Below are 15870 nucleotides of genomic sequence, written 5' to 3'. Positions count from 1 at the left end.
TCATATTCGATGTGAAGCGCGTGATCGATGACAAGGCCGGACCGGCCGCGACCAGCATACTCCCGCTTGGCACGCCTATGGTTGCCTGGCTTGCGGTGGGTGACGATTTTGCAGTTCACGCCCTCCCCTCGTGTTACTGCGCATGATTTGCCAAGGCGATAGTCTTGTTTACCTAGCAGTCATTTATCGGAACCAATAAAACGCCTGCATTGCCTGTTGTGCGGGTCACCTCTTCGAGGCTTTGCGGGTATGGCTACCGGGTTTCGACATGTCTGATTGAGCGTCAGCCAGCGCTGTTTCCAGCCACAGGGGTTGCGTCGGTCGTCAGCCGGTATTCCGACATTTCTGCGCGCGTGAGATAATAGAGCTGGTTCGGCGGGGTCTCCAGGGCATGGATCCACAAACCCGCGCCGATCCCCATTTCATCGAGATGTCGCGCGACACGCGCGGTGGTCGCCTGAGCACTGGACATCGCTTGCTCCGGTGACGGGCGGTCGATGCCGGCATTGAACACCTGATGTACGCCCACCACGGCATCTTTTTCGGCTGATCGTGTCGCGCCACCGGCAAACACAATTGGGCAGGAGGAGGCGCAGAGCGCCTTTTCCGCAACCTTCGTGGCGATATTCCTCTCCCGGATCAGCTTGGACATCGCAATGGCGTCATCGACCGAACCTCCCGGTGAGTTCAAAGAGACCAATTTGATATACTCGCCACGGGCCTCGACCTCGCTGGCAAAACGGCCGGCTGCGCCGGGTTCGATGGTGCCTTCGGCAACGAGTACGCCACCCGAGACAAGATTGAATGTCATCGGCTTGCGCAAAACTTCCTCCGGACTCGAGGGTTGGACTGGCGGCGCGCCAGGCGCCTCTGGCACGGTCGTCGGCGGGAGAAAGATCGGCACATCCGGCAATGTTTCAAGACCCGGTCGTGCCGCTTCGGCCGTGCTGATCTCCCGGATGTCGATTACCAGAAAGACGGCCGCAGCCGCGAGCAGCAAATAGAAGGCGCCGCGCATCAGCACGCCGTCGTCCATGTTGATCAAGGCCTTTAGCGCGGATGCCGCTTTCACGTCGCGGGACCTTTGCGCGGCGTTTTGTTGATACCGAGACTCGTGATGTTGTTGGCCTCCGTGTCGTCCTTGGCTTCGGCAATGGCATCTTCTGTGGCCTGCACTTCGGTGGCTGACATGGCTTCCGCGGCAATGGCCTTCTGTATCGCCAGCGTCTGCATCAGTTCTGCCACGGTGATCCGTTCGGCGAACGGCATGGTCTCTTCCTGCCTGCGGATTGCACCATTCACCACGGCCAGAATGAACACCAGGACACCTGGCAACAGGTCGATGGAAATTGCCCCTGCCCATGCGGGAATGAAGTCGGAAGCATAACGCAGAACGGCTTCGGCAGACGATAGCGGCACAAAACGCCGCTCGGCCACGGGAGCACGCGAGAGAATTTCGTCGGCGGCGTCGGACAGCACCTTGGATTGCGCCGCAACCGAGGTGCGGATGGTTTCCATCACTCGGTCCTGACGGGTGATCAGATCCTGTTCGCCACCGTCCGGGATCGGAGCGATGAAGCCAAGCGAAAGATCGTCGGCCGCACGGCGGATGGAGGGAGCGATCGAGGTTTGTCCCAACGAGGTAATGACGCCGGTCAGGGCCACGACTTCCGACGAGAACTTGTCTGCGCGTGGCTCCACGACGCCGGGTGCAGAGACGAGACCACGCATGGTCTCGAGGCGTTTCTGGCCTTCGTTGAACAGGCTGGTAACCTGCTCACGCGAGGCATTGATGCCGTTTTCCAGTTCGTTCAGTTGCGACGACATCTGCGACAGCAGTGAAACAACGCTGCCGGAACCGGTAGTGCCGGTCAGCGCGCCGGACTGTCGTTCGGATGCCGCAAGCTGGGTGAAACGCTCCTTGGCGCGTTGAATGTCCGGCAACAGGCTCTGTGCGGCCAGCGCATTCTGGTGCGCCTGATCCAGATCTTCTGTGTAATCCTCGACCGTTTCCGCAAGATGCTGTTCAAGTGCCGCCGATCCTGCGAGCGCAGCGGCATTCAACCAGCTCGACATCGCCAGGATCATCACGCAGCCAACGGCCATCACCGCCAGCATGGCGGTGCGGCTGGAACGGCTGGTGACGTGCGGATAAAACCGCGCCATGTAGGACCAGAAGGCATAGATACCGACGGATACCGACGCGGAGTAGATGATGGCGGCAAAAAAGACCGCCGTCGGCGATCCGTCCAGAATGCTGCGCACACCCAGATAGGTGTAGACGCCGGAAGCGAGTGCGAGAACGGCAAGGGCGAAACGTGTCATCGTTTCGACCGCCGCCAGGCTTTCCTTTAAGCGATGCGATGCGCCAAGCGCCATGGGCGATCTCCGGAAGAGGAATGTATTCCTTAACCGTGCCTCAAAATTCGGCTAATTCAAGGCTGCCAAAACATGAGGCTCCCGCAGTGCACCATGGCTGATCAACTTTTGGTTATTCCTGCGTGAAAGCAGCCGCAGTATGCGCTTTCTGATGCGAAAGCACAGGCGGGCAAAATTGAGCCGCCCGCCTTCAGGCGATATCGAAGCGCTGGCGACCAAACGGAGCCCCGTGTTTTCACGTAAAGCGCATACACCGCCGATACATTTTCGTCATCGGCATACAGTTTCACGTGCGGCCCTCCGTGAATTAATCTTAGTAAATTTGCTGAAGTCATGGTCGCAAGGGACGAGTGAATCCTGGAAGTCTCCGACCCTGTCGGCATCTCGCTCAGGCCCGCGGTCTGTTCAACAGATGTGTTTGAGCGTCATCGGGAGGGTCGCGACCGTCCCGATGAAGCTAAATCGTTTATTGCTTTTTTGCGGAGACGGACTTGGCGGCTTGGTCAATGGTGTCGGAGATGACCGCTGGTTGCGTCATGAACAGGGCATGGCTTGCCGACACCTTGGTAACTTTCGCATTGATGCGGTCTGCCATGTGAATCAGCATTGCCTGGTCGAAGGCTTTGTCCTCGGTGGCAATAACAGCCCAACTGGGCTTGGTGCGCCAAGCGGCATTTTCGAGCTTCGTGGCGAACGCCGACATGTTGATCGGAACCTGAGAAGAGCTCATGAACGCGGCTTCTGCATCGCTGACATCGTGCGCGAAACCGGCCTTGAACTTCGCCGGGCTGACATAGCCAAAACCATCCTTTGTCGTCTCGATGACGAATTCCGATGCGGGCGCAAATCCTTCGTATTGCTGGGCCGTACTTTCACCCGCATCCGGGGAGAGAGCAGAGACATAGACGAGGCCTGCAACCTTCTCATCGATGCCAGCTTCAGTGATGACAGTTCCACCCCAGGAATGTCCGACGAGAATGGCCGGACCATCTTGCCGCTCGAGCGCACGCTTGGTGGCGGCAACATCGTCTGCAAGGGACGTCAACGGATTCTGCACGATGGTGACGCGGTAGCCACGTTTGGTCAGATTGTCGTAAACACCCTTCCATCCGGAACCGTCGGCAAAAGCACCGTGAACCAGAACGACGTTTCTGACGGATTGATCTTTGGGAATGATGTCGGCGGCATTCGCTGCCGGCAGTGCAACCGACAGTGAGGCTGCAGCTGCGATCGCGGAAATTGTGGTGATGGACTTGCGTGTCATGACTTTCTCCTTTTTTTAATTACGATAACTATTATCGCGATATCTATTAAGTTTCACATCTGGATAACCGCGTCAACATAATTCTTATCGCGATATTGGTTTTCGTGATAAGTTCGATTATATGGATGTCTACAGGAGTTCAAAATGACCCAACGCCATAACGATCCCCCGCCTCTGCACGACCAATTGTGCTATGCGATCTACACCGCCGGCATCGCAATCCAGCGCGCATACAAGCCCCTTCTCGATGAGCTTGGGCTGACTTATCCGCAATATCTCGTCCTGAACGTTCTCTGGGCGGAAGACGAACAAACGGTGGTTTCTATCGCCGACAAACTAGCTCTTGAGTCCAGCACGTTGACACCGCTTCTGAAGCGCCTTGAAACCGCCGGACACTTACGTCGGACGCGCAACGTGAACAACGAACGGCAGGTACTGGTTGGGCTGACAGATCTGGGTCGTGCCTTGCAGCATAAGGCAGGTAGCCTCAGCGACACCTTGCTTGCAGCCTCGACGCAGACACCACCGGAACTCGCTGCGTTGAATCGCGACGTGCGGCATTTGCGTGATGCGATCTACTCCCAGATTGGCGGATGGGACGCACCCGCCTGACCTGCGATGGCGTGTGGTGGCCAAATGCTCAAGCGGTTGGCACGGTCCCGCCGTCAATCACGTGCTCGGTTCCGGTAATCGACGCGGCTCGATCCGATGCAAGGAATGCAATCAGATCGGCGACCTCTTCTGGTTTGGCCGGGCGTCCGAGCGGTATGCCGCCGAGGGAGTTCATGATCACCTGCACTGCGGCTTGATACTCGATGCCGGCTTCCTTGGCGATGCGCAGGGCAAGACCATTGGCACCCGGATCGGCGATCCAACCCGGAGAGACCCGCACCACCCGGACGCCCTTCGGAGAAACCTCCTTGGAGATGCTCTTGCTGTAAGTGTTGAGAGCTCCCTTGGCCGAAGCATAGCCGGTCGTCGCCTCGGGTAGCGGAAGGTTTCTCTGGATCGACGTAACGTGGATGACGACACCGCTTCCCTGAGCGATCATCCCGGGAATGAGAGCGCGATCCAGTCTGACTGCCGGGAAGAAGTTGAGGTTGAACTCTTTCTCCCATTCGGCGTCGGTGAGCGCGGCGAAGCCGCCTGACGGGGCCGAAGAGCCGCCCAGCACGTTCACGAGGATGTCGAGACCGCCGAGTTCTCGCTGTACCGCATCAACGACGGCCTTAACCCCCGTCGGGGTGGTCAGATCGGCTTCGACAAACGCCGCTCCGGAGAAGTCGGCGGGCTTCTTACGAGCGGTGGTCAATACGCTGGCGCCGAGCTCATTGAACAGTGCCACGGTTGCAGCGCCGGCGCCCGAGGTCCCGCCGGTGATCAGAGCGCGACGGCCCTGCAAGGTGAGAAACTGTGTCATACGGTGATCTCCAGTTCGGCGACCTTGTCGTTCGCGAGGACGAAGAAGAAGCGCAGATTGATCGGGCTGCCCGGGAAATCGCCGACGGCATGGGCCGTTACCTGGGATTTCCCATTTTCGGTGGCAATGAAGAAGGGTTCGACCGTGTAGCTGTATTGCTGAGCTTCATCAGCCATCCATGCGCGGATGGCATCACGGCCTCGGTGCGTGAGGCCTTTATCTTTCACGATGCCGTTCTCGGTGAATGTTGCAGCGATCGCATCCGGGCTGCCTGTCCGGTCGGCCTCGAAATACGCTTTGATGGCCATGGGAAGTTTGATCGTCATTGGTTCCTCCAATTTTAATTCCAACCTCTGCCAGTTGAGGGCGTCGCCCCTTATGGGGTCGGTGTAAGCAGTCTAAGGCGAGTTGCTTGACACGATAACTGGGATAAAAGAGGATGAGGAATTGCGAAAAGAGGGATAATGACACGCTCTGTACTTGTCGATTTAGACGCCGTTCTCAGCATCGCGCGCTTGGGCTCGTTTCGAGCCGCCGCGCTCGAGCTCGGCATGTCCACGACCGCATTGAGCAATGCCATCGCAAAGCTTGAGCAGCGCCTGGGCGTGCGCCTGTTCAACCGTACAACGCGTAGCGTTTCACTTACCGATGCGGGAAAGACATTTGTCGAACGGGTCGGGCCGGCTATGACGGACATCCACGACGCTATGCTCACGGTCCAATCGCTCCAGGAAACTCCGACGGGCACTTTGCGGATCAATGCTTTCGCGACAGCAGCCCGAGAGGTAATCGAACCGCTCATATTGTCGTTCATGCAACGCTACCCTCAGGTGCATATCGATCTGGTCACGGAGGGACGGATCGTTGACATTGTTGCGGCGGGGTTCGACCTGGGCTTGAGGCCGGCCGATCTAGTGCCGACCGACATGATCGCTGTGCCACTCGGTACCAAGCGCAGCAACGCCGTTGTCGCATCACCCGAGTTCCTGCGCACTCATGGCCGCCCAACGGTGCCAGCCGACCTATATCGGTTTCGCTGCATCCGTGCGCGCCTGCCCAACAACGCCTTGTTTCGGTGGAAATTTGAAAAGGATGGGAACGCTGTCCAGATCGATGTGCAAGGCTCAATAACTCTCGACGAGTCAAGCCTTGTCAGGATAGCGGCGCAAAATGGAGTGGGCCTGGGATACATTATGGAGGCAGATGTGCGCGACGACATTGCGACCGGTCGACTGGTGCGCGTTCTAGAGGATTGGACGCCCTCCCTAGCACCGCTCGCGCTGTATTACGCTGGTAGAAAGAACCCACCGGCTGCCTTTAGCGCGTTCATTCAGGCGGCGCGCGAATTTGCGAAGGGGCAATTACCCAGTGCTTAGATCAACGTCTTCTCGACATGAAGATACGTACCCAAGATACTTTTACGTCATCCGTCTTGCTGGGAAGAACAGTCCGGAAAATGACTGCTATCCGGCCAAGGACAGGGACCTGCATCCTATGCACGTAGACACTCGCTGAGATTTAAGGTGTTCGGAAAATCAAATGGCAGGAAATGGCCAAATCAAGAGGCGCAGTTACCGCCTTGAAGGAATCGATCCCACGGCGGTGAATATAATTCTGCTCGACAAACAGATATGTAACTCTCATCCCTCCCGACAGAGGCGTGGATTTCAACACCAAATGGTGCTAATGTTAACTCCTCAACTTAAGAGGTCTGGGCATGCGATCTACCATCAATCTCGACGACAACCTTATCGAGAGGGCTAGGTCCCTCACTGGGACGAAGGCAGCCCAGTGATACTGGTAGACACCTCAATCTGGATAGATCACTCCCGCCACGGAGATGCAGAGCTACGAAAAATTTTCGAAGACGACCAACTGTTTGCCACCTGTCGTGATCGGAGAACTCGCGCTTGGCAACCTACAGGACCGTCATGCCGTAGTAGCGTGTCTAGCCGCGCAGCCCGAAGCATTGATCGCCTCTCACGACGAGGTGATGACTGTAATTGACCGACACTCAATCTTCAGCACGGGGATCAGACATACGGACGTGCATTTGCGACCGTCCGCGTTAATCGACCATCGAGCACTCTTGTGGACCAGAGATAAGCGCCTTACAGCGGCGACGAAAAAGACGGGCGCCACACTTCATGTACCAATCGACACACCGACCTAGCACAGTGTCAAACCGTATTGAAATTCAGTATAACGCCTGCACTGGATCAGAACCAACGCCCCTCTTGTTAAAACGCCATCAGAGTAAAAGAACTCACCAGAGCTGAAGCCTACATATTGAGTTATTCTCTTGGACTATCACGGTGAGCTCTGCAGCGATCCGAAATCGATTGTACACTGCATGGACTGAGGTGCCACCCGCGCTCGCAGTGAAAATACGTCATAACGAGCGGAGATTTGCATGGAACAATCGCCGGAAACCAGATCAGCTCTAGGTGAGAAACCCACGAGGAATGACATCTCCGGTGCATCCAATCGTTTTTTTGAGGAGCCGATCTGCCGCAACTGCGGTGAGCCCCTGCGTGATAAATATTGTCATGTTTGCGGACAGAAGAAAGCACAGAGGCTGAACTCTTCACACCTGCGCGACGAGGTTTGGGAGAAGCTTCGATGGTTTGAAGCCGACATGGCGAAATCTGCCTTTCGCGTCGTCACGAAGCCTGGCGCCGTTGCCCGTGAGTATGTTCTTGGTCAGCGGAAGAGCCACACGCATCCACTCAAACTGCTTCTCGCAGCGATTGTCGTGCTGCTGTTGGTAATTGCGCAGGTTGACTACCTCGGCAGCCAGGACGAGCGGCTCAGCAAAGCAGTGGCATTGGTGCAATCATGGTCAAAATGGTCGTTCTCACTTGGCATCTTGGCAATATTGGTTGCATCAAACATCGCTTTCTGGGCGCGGCAGGGGTTCAATTTTATTGAACACCTAGTCCTGGCGACGTATGCGCATTTCGTCATTATCGTTGCCAACACCATCAATCTGTCACCGCTACTGCTCGATTCCACCGCAGAAATTGTCAAGTCTCACCGTTTCTACACCGGCTATTATATGCCCTTTGTGGAAATCGGGATCGTATTTTTCGCTTTCGGACAGTTTTTCGCCATTGATTGGCGACAACAATGGTGGTGGCCCGCGATCGGAGCGGGCCTGTTCTACTTGTCGAAGGAGGGTCTCTTCTATCTTTATGCACGCGCCGTAATTCGTATCGTTATCGCGCAACTTTCCTGACTGAAGCGAAGACATGAAAGGAAGACACCATGAGAGCCTTATTTCTGTGCGCGAGCGTGGCCGCGGGATCTATCCTGACACAGGGTGCATCTGCTGCGAATTCTACGAGTTTCTGGCCAACGCAGAGCGATAAGGCGATATGCGACTCCATGTTCTCGAAACTGGATGAAGCTGAACGAGGCACGCTTATTGCGCAGGCCCAGCCTCCGACATCCTCCGAAGATAAAGAGGCGAAAAAGGACAATGCGGACGCGAGCAAAGTCGACGAAAATGAACTGACCACGCAGCTTTCCGAAATGCTGCAAGCCTGTTCCTATGATGGTAAGGCATTAAAGGTCGATGCGAGGACATTCAAGGCCTCCACCGAGGCGAACGGGACCGCCGCTGTCTCCCGGATCATGCGCTATACCGGCCTGCCACAGAACTTCACAATCACGGAAAGCGCAGTGCCGAATGCTGCCGCACTGATCGTCATGGGTAAGGACGGCGTTCCGAAGCGGGTCATTGCCTACAACCGGCAGTTCATGCAGGAGGTTGCGCGCACCACGGGAGACCACGACTGGAGCGGAACCTCAATCCTTGCGCATGAAATCGGCCACCATCTTTCCGGCCACACGCTTTTGCCGGGCGGCAGCAAGCCGCCGATAGAATTGGAAGCCGACAAGTTCTCAGGCTTCGTTCTCTTCAAGATGGGGGCCACTTTGCCGCAGGCGGAGAAGGCGATTGCCACTCTGGTCCCGCGGGCCGATGGGCCAACCCACCCCGGACGCAAGAGACGGCTTGATGCCGTCAAGGCAGGCTGGGCACAATCCTGCGAACAGCAACAAGAAAACTGCGATGGTGATCTAGCCGTCGCTTTAGCGGAGCCCCCTGCACGACATGTCGAACAGAGCGTGCCGGAGGCGCCAACCGTTGCTGAAGTTCCGGCAATCGCATCCAATCACCCCGATACGGCCCGGATGCCTGATATTCCGGGTCCGTTGGATGACATGTCATCGTTGAACCCCAGTGGCGGCTCCAAGACCATCGGCCCCGCTGCCATTGACCGTTTGCCCAAGCTCTCAGCCGAAGCAATGCCATCAAAATTCGACCGTTTTGTCTATGACGAGGTAGGCGTGTTCGACCCGCTTGTACGCGACAAATTGCAAACGATCGCCTTTCAGTTCGCGGCGGCCGCCGATGTCGAGGTGGTCACCGTTGCAGTCAGGGACCTGCAAGGTCGGGATCCTGACCAGTATGCGCTGGACTTCATGCGACAAATGCGGGTCGGAAAGCTGGATGTAGGCAACGGCGCCGTTCTGGTGGTCGCTCCGGACATAAAACAAGTTGGCGTGGCTCTGGGGCCTGGCCTGCAGGTTCTTTTCGAAAACGACGACTCGCCAAGGCGCCGATTACAAAGCTTTGTTGATCAGATATCTCAAAGGGTATCTGCACAAAGGATTAGTTCGACACTTGCGGGCGCGGCCTACCGCGTGATGAACCAATCAAAGCCACTCGAGTGGTCTGTGCGCTATCCGACTTTTGCAGATTATGATGCAGCGAAACGGAGAAACCAGGCCGACCATGCGAGCGGCACGATACCGTTCGACCCGGCTAGGGACGCAGTCTTCCAAAAGCTTCTACGGTTCGAGGCGAAGATCGTTTCCAAATCACCTGATATGAGCGACCGTAACTTGGCGGTCAACGAACCACGCTCTCGCTTTATCGGTCCTGCTATGCAGGTGCGGACGCCGGACGGCAAAGATGTGGTGCTCTATGTCAGCGACGCCGTTCCGACACTTATGCCGGTGCCGTTGGAAGAAGGAAAACATTACGCCTTCATCGCACGTGATACGATCCTCAGAACGGGTGCGCCACAACTCGACCTGATCAGCTATGATCTGTTGCAGTAGATAACGAACAGGGGCGTGGACGTTCGTGCTGACCGGTTCGAACGCCTGGCCTTTCGATCCAAATGGTAACGGTATCCGCGTCAACGTCATCTCGCTTGGCGCAACTCCTCATTGTCTCTGTCGTCATGTCTGCCATCCTTCCAAGCGAGTAGATTGAACGCAACAATCTTCAAACAAGAATTCTCGCTTGGGTAAGGCGGAAACCAATCCAACTATCCAATCCGTCTTAAATCGTCAGCCGTGTAATCATGCTTTATTGGAGCCTTTAAAGACGTAAGTGTTCTCGGCGGAAAATTCTGGACTGAAAATCTCGTCGAGCAAATTCAAGACACGTTGCACACCAGGGTTGGCGCAGCGGTAGTAAATGGTTTGGGCGTCTCTCCGGGTGTTTACTAAGCCGTCGGACCGCAGTTTCGCCAGATGCTGAGAAACAGCGGATTGGCTCATGCCTATCTTTGAGCAAAGCTCGCCGACAGACATTTCATTTTTTGAGAGGGTCGAAAGCAGTTCGAGGCGCACAGCATTTGAAAGGTTGTTCAGCAATCGTGCTTTTGAAGCATTTGAGTACATTCCATCGGGCTCCATAGCGAGGCACTCTGTGCACCGAGCGATAAACTGGAATAGAAAAAACCAACTTGGTAAGTCTCTCCAGACAAACTAGCGCTATTTCAGCAATATTGAATACCACAAATTGAGATGTAAATGCGAGTTCGTCAACCACAAATTCGCCTGTGAAAATCGTTCCCCCCTGTTTGAGGGGGTATTTTCCACGCGAATCGTTGAGTATTAGCCAACATTAGATGAGACTTAGACATGGGACTTTTATCGATGAGGCATAAGCTCTTTTCCGTAACGAACGGAGGGTTCTACACGTGGGACATCGTGGAAAATAAGTTTTGGGCGGACAGGCGTTATTCAGAGATCATGAATGTTGATTATTCGGAGGTTGATCGCGGGCTTCCCGCGGAGAGTTTCCTTGAGACCGTCTATCCGGATGATCGAGCAGGTGTCATTGAACGGATGAAAATGACAGTCATTGACAGGCAGCCGTTCGACATTGCTTATCGCGTAAAGCGGGGTAACACGTTTGTCCTCGTGAAAGATTATGGCCAGTGCATGAGATCGATTGGTGGTTATGCTACTCTTTTCACAGGGATCGTCTTCGAAACATTAGAAGCAAAATCGAGCGCATCGGCAAGCAACTCAAACCATCAGCGCCCCTAGCCTCTCCCATCAACATGCTGAGCTTCAAAGATACTCCAACTGGCTCTCAGAGAGACCGAGGGCGATCCTTCCGCCATCGGCGCTGCGCTGCTGCCGCTAAGAGTGCGCTATTTCACCTGATCCCGGGCATTAGACATGTTTGCGGCTGAGTATCTTTTTCCACACGGGCGCAATCAAAGTGCCCATGGCAGCGACGGCAACGGAACCGATCATGATGGCGAGCACAGCCTGCTGGGCAGATGTCGCGAGCCAACCGACGACGGACGGAGCGAATGAGATGGCAGAAACGACCGCAGCGGAAACATCGTTGATGAGGTGTTCGGGACCAGAATAACTAAGCTGGGCAAGCCCGTGCACCAAGATACTGCCTCCGACCCACAGCATCGCCGCAGTGCCGGCGGCTGCAAGCACTTTGAGGAAGATAGGCATGCCGTAGACGAGACCGCGACCGATGACCTGAAGGACCGACGATGAGGTCTTGGCCATCGCAATGCCAACGTCATCTGCCTTAACGATAAGCGCGACGAAACCGTAAACGGCAAGCGTGATCAGAATACCAACGGCGGCGAGCACGAAGCCCTGCATATAGACACTGGACTGCGAAACATCGGCCAGCGTTAGCGCCATGATTTCCGCTGAAAGGATGAAATCGGTGCGAACCGCGCCGCTGACCTTCTGGTTTTCAAGAGCGACCGGATCGAGCTCTTCACCCAGAACCTGCTTTTCGTGACCGTGCGCAGCATGCGGGAAGAAAACCGCATAGAGCTTTTCGGCCCCTTCGTAGCATAGGTAGACCCCACCGACCATGAGCAGCGGTGTAATGACCCACGGCGCAAAATAGCCGAGAAGGAGCGCGGCCGGCAGAAGAAACACAAGTTTGTTCTTCAACGAACCCAATGCAATGCGGGCAATGATCGGCAGTTCACGGGCGGGACTGAGGCCGACCACATATCGCGGCGTGACGGCAGCATCATCAATGACGACACCTGCTGCTTTACCAGTGGCCTTGGCCGTTTGCGCCGCAACGTCATCGAGTGACGCAGCAGCCAGCTTTGCAATTGCCGCGACATCATCGAGAAGCGCTATGAGACCTGTTGCCATGAAAAATGCAGCCTTTGTATTTTGAAATAAATAAACATGAATTCGCATCCATCACGGAACGAAGACAGAGATCGCCTTTTCCCTGATATGAAACGTCACGGGTGTATTGGTCTTTAACTCGCCGTCGAGATTGACTGCGCGCGGCTTGCTGGTGCGAATCGTTAGATGCTTTGTCGAGAACGACCGGACATCGCTCCAGTCGCCATGCGTACCCTTGCGCAAGCTTGGCAAAAGCGCCAGCAGCCTCCACCAATGGTCGACCTCGAGACTGTAGAAATCCAACATGCCGTCTGTCGCAGTGGCATCCGAATGCACGGTCATGCCACCACCATAAAAGCGCCCATTACCGACAGCCACCTGCAAGGTTCGCAGTTCTTCAGTCTGACCGTCATGCTCGAGCGTTGCGGTGAACAGCCGTGAACTGGCGAGCAACCGGGCAGCGACAATGCCGTAACCCAGTTTGCCCCAACGCTTCTTGGCTTTCTCAGTCAGCGACGTTGCCAGATCGGCACTGAAGCCGACACTTGCCACATTGAAGAATGGATGCCCGTTCGCTTCGCCGAGGTCGATCCTAGTCGTGTTGCCTTTAGCGATGACATCCACCGCCTGAGCAAGATCGAGCGGCAGGCCAATGGTGCGTGCGAAATCATTTGCCGTTCCAAGCGGAAGAACACCCAAGGGAAGCCCCGCTTTTAAAAGTCCCCTCGCCGCCCCGTTCAGGCTACCGTCACCACCGCCGACGATGACACGATCTACCAAGCCAATATGCTCTTCTATCGCCTGGGACGTCGTACCCGTATAATCGGCGGGTAGCTCGGTGAAACGGATTTCAGCTTCCTGCAGCAACCGTCGCACCTCGGGCAGACTGTCTTTTCCTCTGCGGGAATTCGGGTTGACCAGCAACAAGGCTGCTTGTGACGTCATACTCTCAGTTTCTGCGCGCGTTTGCGAAGGTTAGAATAATAGCTGGTTGTTCACTTTCAAACAATCGACCGCTTTTTATATATGCACTGCAGCATCCGTCTTCAATGGCATGCTTGGGCGGCACACTCGCCATGTGCATTTACGGAAAAGAAGACAAGATTGACGGTTTCCACGTCTCGATTTTTTTTCACGATTCCGGCTCTTAATCCGCCTTAGTTCGACGTAAAGGCAAGTGGAAGGAAGCACGCTCTACTGTCCAGTCACCAAGCAACGGGGCGTCATCGGCCCTACATATCCGGCTCAAGGCCTTAAACCTGTTCTCGAAGAGAACCAGATGACAGTTATCGCCTCATATGTGTACCGCGCGGGCGACGGGCAGCGGACGTTCCCTTGAACGATCAGCCTTTTGAGACGGACGGCAAGGCACTCGCCTGAAGGGTAGTCAAGTCCCAAAAGTCGAGATTTATGGCGAACAGCCACGGAGTACGGACAGCCTCATCTGCGGGTCGACTTTTCTTATTACGGGCAGCTGTGGGCGTGATCTGATCCGCAACAATCACCATCATCACAGCTAAATTTAAGGTTCGACAGAGGCGATCTTTATGCTTGCAAAATCTCTCAACCGGCATCATGAGCGATGAAGCCGGGGACCTGTTCTTCAAAGAACTTAGAGAAGGAAGCAATTCGGGGCGGCAGCGCTTGATAGGGTGGATAATAAAGCGTCAGCCACAGGTCCGTTGGTTTCCATCCGGGTAAAATATGGACGAGTTTTCCAGACCGCAGATGTTCCGCAACATGAAACGTCGGAAGCAATGCCACGCCATTGCCGTCTGCCGCCATTTTCGCCAGCACCTCGCCACTATTGGCGCTGAACGTTCTGCCCGCTGAGATGCTGGCGCTTCCGCTGCCATCGGAGAGTATCCAGTTCTCCCGCCTGCTTTCGCCGCTATAGGCAAGGCAGTCGTCGGGCGTCAGTTCGCTCGGATGCTGCATATCCGCAAATCGACTGCCCGGAGCAGCGACCAGAATGCGCTTCACCACGCTGATTTTACGCCAAATCGTGAACTTGTCCGATGGTGCTGCCGAAATACGGATCGCCAGATCGTAATCGTCATCGATGATGTTAACCAGACCATCGCCGAGGGACACTTCGAAGCTGATCTTTGGATAGCGCTTCTGGAACCCTGACAGAATAGGCGGCAGGACCTGCTGGCCGAACCACGTGGGCGCGCTGATGCGCAGGCGGCCATGGTCGGCCTTGTGGGTGTTCATCACGTCTTTTCGGGCGTTCTCCAACGCCTCAAAGGCGGGCTGTATCTGTGCCGCGTAGATTGCCCCGTCGGTCGTCAGAGATACCTGCCGGGTCGTGCGCACGAAGAGTTGCACGCCGAGATCGTCCTCAAGTGCCGCAATGGCGCGCGTCACAGCCGCTGGCGTCATATCCAGTTCCCGCGCGACCTGAGCGAAGTTGCGCTTTTCCGCAGCCATCAAAAAGGTTCGCAGCGCCTTGTAGTCGTTCATCGATTATTTCACCCAAAGCAATTCATTGATAATTATTATTGCAATTCCGGCGCGTGATCAACTGGCTTAGATTTCAAATCACACCAGACAGCGACCTCAGAAAAGGAAGGCCACCAGCACGATGTCACTTTCAGACAATCGGTCGGCATAACCTTCAAGACTTAACGCCGCCCCTCCTCCATTCCCTTAGTCAACACATCAAAGGAAAGACGACATGTCCAACAAGCTTCAGGTTCTAACGCCCCAGAACAGCCAGATCATCTTCATCGACCAGCAGCCACAGATGGCCTTTGGCGTGCAGTCCATCGACCGGCAGGTATTGAAGAACAATGTCGTCGGCCTTGCCAAGGCGGCCAGGATTTTCAACATTCCGACGACGATCACCACTGTTGAAACCGACAGCTTCTCGGGCAACACTTTCCCTGAACTGCTAGCCGTCGTGCCAGACAATGACATTCTCGAACGCACCTCGATGAATTCCTGGGATGACCAGAACGTACGCGATGCGCTCGCCAAGAATGCAGCTGACGGTCGCAAGAAGATCGTCGTCGCCGGTCTGTGGACCGAAGTCTGCAACACGACTTTCGCACTCTCCTGCATGAACGACACCGATTATGAAATTTATATGGTTGCCGACGCCTCCGGCGGCACCTCTATGGATGCGCACAAATATGCCATGGACCGCATGGTTCAGGCCGGTGTCGTCCCCGTTACATGGCAGCAGGTTCTTCTGGAATGGCAGCGTGATTGGGCTCGCAAGGAAACCTACGATGCCGTCACCTCCCTGGTGAAGGAGCATTCCGGCGCTTACGGCATGGGCATCGACTATGCCGTCACCCACGTTCACGGCGGCACTGAGCGCGTCAGCCATGGCAAGCGCATCGGCCCGAACCCAGCCGCCATCTGA

The 15870-nt window shown here is 55.6% G+C and carries 15 protein-coding genes and 2 pseudogenes; 8 read left to right on the top strand and 9 right to left on the bottom strand.

The genetic code is table 11. The features are described 5' to 3' along the window. Nucleotides 1-283: 283 nt before the first annotated feature. The 3 genes from ATO67_RS19930 to ATO67_RS19920 all read right to left on the bottom strand — a co-directional run bounded on the left by ATO67_RS19930 (nucleotide 284) and on the right by ATO67_RS19920 (nucleotide 3643). Entirely contained in the window at nucleotides 284-1072 is a 789-nt protein-coding gene (locus ATO67_RS19930; protein ID WP_067653229.1) for a COG3904 family protein, read from the bottom strand. After that, nucleotides 1069-2379 (bottom strand): hypothetical protein, encoded by a 1311-nt coding sequence (locus ATO67_RS19925; RefSeq protein ID WP_067653227.1) that lies wholly within the window; start codon nucleotides 2377-2379, stop codon nucleotides 1069-1071. Before ATO67_RS19925 ends, ATO67_RS19930 begins: the two co-directional genes overlap by 4 nt. A gap of 466 nt (nucleotides 2380-2845) precedes the next feature. Beyond that, nucleotides 2846-3643, bottom strand: a complete 798-nt coding sequence (locus ATO67_RS19920; protein ID WP_067653225.1) for an alpha/beta fold hydrolase — start codon at nucleotides 3641-3643, stop codon at nucleotides 2846-2848. Between the two features lie 144 nt (nucleotides 3644-3787). On the opposite strand from ATO67_RS19920, the gene ATO67_RS19915 reads away from it, so the two are divergent. Further along, on the top strand, nucleotides 3788-4255 hold the full coding sequence (locus ATO67_RS19915; RefSeq protein ID WP_067653223.1) for a MarR family winged helix-turn-helix transcriptional regulator: 468 nt from the start codon (nucleotides 3788-3790) through the stop codon (nucleotides 4253-4255). 28 nt (nucleotides 4256-4283) lie between these two features. On the opposite strand, the gene ATO67_RS19910 is transcribed toward ATO67_RS19915, so the two are convergent. Together ATO67_RS19910 and ATO67_RS19905 are read right to left on the bottom strand one after the other, a co-directional pair. After that, on the bottom strand, nucleotides 4284-5063 hold the full coding sequence (locus ATO67_RS19910; protein WP_067653221.1) for an SDR family oxidoreductase: 780 nt from the start codon (nucleotides 5061-5063) through the stop codon (nucleotides 4284-4286). Then, nucleotides 5060-5389, bottom strand: coding sequence for a nuclear transport factor 2 family protein (locus ATO67_RS19905; RefSeq protein WP_067653219.1), 330 nt, complete (start codon nucleotides 5387-5389; stop codon nucleotides 5060-5062). The genes ATO67_RS19910 and ATO67_RS19905 overlap by 4 nt, the downstream gene beginning before the upstream one ends. 138 nt (nucleotides 5390-5527) lie before the next feature. On the opposite strand from ATO67_RS19905, the gene ATO67_RS19900 reads away from it, so the two are divergent. The 5 genes and pseudogenes from ATO67_RS19900 (at nucleotide 5528) to ATO67_RS19885 (ending at nucleotide 10193) form a co-directional block, all read left to right on the top strand. Next, nucleotides 5528-6439 (top strand): LysR family transcriptional regulator, encoded by a 912-nt coding sequence (locus ATO67_RS19900; protein ID WP_067653217.1) that lies wholly within the window; start codon nucleotides 5528-5530, stop codon nucleotides 6437-6439. Between the two features lie 341 nt (nucleotides 6440-6780). Next, nucleotides 6781-6846, top strand: a pseudogene (locus ATO67_RS22985) (type II toxin-antitoxin system VapB family antitoxin); the annotation flags it as partial. Nucleotides 6847-6854: 8 nt separating this feature from the next. Then, nucleotides 6855-7236 (top strand): annotated as a pseudogene (locus ATO67_RS23580) (type II toxin-antitoxin system VapC family toxin). A 240-nt stretch (nucleotides 7237-7476) separates the two neighbouring features. Beyond that, nucleotides 7477-8301, top strand: coding sequence for a DUF3667 domain-containing protein (locus ATO67_RS19890; RefSeq protein WP_067653216.1), 825 nt, complete (start codon nucleotides 7477-7479; stop codon nucleotides 8299-8301). Between the two features lie 29 nt (nucleotides 8302-8330). Further along, nucleotides 8331-10193, top strand: a complete 1863-nt coding sequence (locus ATO67_RS19885; protein ID WP_067653214.1) for a TPM domain-containing protein — start codon at nucleotides 8331-8333, stop codon at nucleotides 10191-10193. Nucleotides 10194-10439: 246 nt separating this feature from the next. Here ATO67_RS19885 and ATO67_RS19880 read toward each other — a convergent pair whose 3' ends face one another. Next, entirely contained in the window at nucleotides 10440-10763 is a 324-nt protein-coding gene (locus tag ATO67_RS19880) for an ArsR/SmtB family transcription factor (protein ID WP_106404994.1), read from the bottom strand. A 243-nt stretch (nucleotides 10764-11006) separates the two neighbouring features. Here ATO67_RS19880 and ATO67_RS19875 point away from each other — a divergent pair, with 243 nt between their 5' ends. Then, on the top strand, nucleotides 11007-11417 hold the full coding sequence (locus ATO67_RS19875) for a hypothetical protein (protein ID WP_067653210.1): 411 nt from the start codon (nucleotides 11007-11009) through the stop codon (nucleotides 11415-11417). Nucleotides 11418-11546: 129 nt separating this feature from the next. Here ATO67_RS19875 and ATO67_RS19870 read toward each other — a convergent pair whose 3' ends face one another. The 3 genes from ATO67_RS19870 to ATO67_RS19855 form a co-directional block, all read right to left on the bottom strand. Beyond that, nucleotides 11547-12518 carry a DUF808 domain-containing protein gene (locus ATO67_RS19870; RefSeq protein ID WP_067653386.1) on the bottom strand — a complete coding sequence of 324 codons (972 nt, stop codon included), beginning with the start codon at nucleotides 12516-12518 and terminating at the stop codon, nucleotides 11547-11549. 51 nt (nucleotides 12519-12569) lie between these two features. Continuing rightward, nucleotides 12570-13442, bottom strand: coding sequence for a lipid kinase (locus ATO67_RS19865; protein WP_067653208.1), 873 nt, complete (start codon nucleotides 13440-13442; stop codon nucleotides 12570-12572). A gap of 618 nt (nucleotides 13443-14060) precedes the next feature. Continuing rightward, complete coding sequence (locus tag ATO67_RS19855; protein WP_067653204.1) at nucleotides 14061-14963, bottom strand: LysR family transcriptional regulator; 903 nt, start codon at nucleotides 14961-14963, stop codon at nucleotides 14061-14063. Nucleotides 14964-15177: 214 nt separating this feature from the next. On the opposite strand from ATO67_RS19855, the gene ATO67_RS19850 reads away from it, so the two are divergent. Further along, nucleotides 15178-15870 (top strand): hydrolase, encoded by a 693-nt coding sequence (locus tag ATO67_RS19850; protein ID WP_067653202.1) that lies wholly within the window; start codon nucleotides 15178-15180, stop codon nucleotides 15868-15870.

This window comes from Agrobacterium bohemicum, assembly GCF_001562555.1.
Taxonomy (GTDB): Bacteria; Pseudomonadota; Alphaproteobacteria; order Rhizobiales; family Rhizobiaceae; genus Agrobacterium; species Agrobacterium bohemicum.
The sequence above is the reverse complement of the archived record's forward strand: the minus strand, read 5'-3'. Positions and strand labels throughout refer to the sequence as shown.

Excerpts from the sequence above, each read along its gene's own strand:
- ATO67_RS19925 (WP_067653227.1), bottom strand. The coding sequence starts at position 2,379 with ATGGCGCTTGGCGCATCGCATCGCTTAAAGGAAAGCCTGGCGGCGGTC.
- ATO67_RS19920 (WP_067653225.1), bottom strand. The coding sequence starts at position 3,643 with ATGACACGCAAGTCCATCACCACAATTTCCGCGATCGCAGCTGCAGCC.
- ATO67_RS19915 (WP_067653223.1), top strand. The coding sequence starts at position 3,788 with ATGACCCAACGCCATAACGATCCCCCGCCTCTGCACGACCAATTGTGC.
- ATO67_RS19910 (WP_067653221.1), bottom strand. The coding sequence starts at position 5,063 with ATGACACAGTTTCTCACCTTGCAGGGCCGTCGCGCTCTGATCACCGGC.
- ATO67_RS19905 (WP_067653219.1), bottom strand. The coding sequence starts at position 5,389 with ATGACGATCAAACTTCCCATGGCCATCAAAGCGTATTTCGAGGCCGAC.
- ATO67_RS19900 (WP_067653217.1), top strand. The coding sequence starts at position 5,528 with ATGACACGCTCTGTACTTGTCGATTTAGACGCCGTTCTCAGCATCGCG.
- ATO67_RS19890 (WP_067653216.1), top strand. The coding sequence starts at position 7,477 with ATGGAACAATCGCCGGAAACCAGATCAGCTCTAGGTGAGAAACCCACG.
- ATO67_RS19885 (WP_067653214.1), top strand. The coding sequence starts at position 8,331 with ATGAGAGCCTTATTTCTGTGCGCGAGCGTGGCCGCGGGATCTATCCTG.
- ATO67_RS19880 (WP_106404994.1), bottom strand. The coding sequence starts at position 10,763 with ATGTACTCAAATGCTTCAAAAGCACGATTGCTGAACAACCTTTCAAAT.
- ATO67_RS19875 (WP_067653210.1), top strand. The coding sequence starts at position 11,007 with ATGGGACTTTTATCGATGAGGCATAAGCTCTTTTCCGTAACGAACGGA.
- ATO67_RS19870 (WP_067653386.1), bottom strand. The coding sequence starts at position 12,518 with ATGGCAACAGGTCTCATAGCGCTTCTCGATGATGTCGCGGCAATTGCA.
- ATO67_RS19865 (WP_067653208.1), bottom strand. The coding sequence starts at position 13,442 with ATGACGTCACAAGCAGCCTTGTTGCTGGTCAACCCGAATTCCCGCAGA.
- ATO67_RS19855 (WP_067653204.1), bottom strand. The coding sequence starts at position 14,963 with ATGAACGACTACAAGGCGCTGCGAACCTTTTTGATGGCTGCGGAAAAG.
- ATO67_RS19850 (WP_067653202.1), top strand. The coding sequence starts at position 15,178 with ATGTCCAACAAGCTTCAGGTTCTAACGCCCCAGAACAGCCAGATCATC.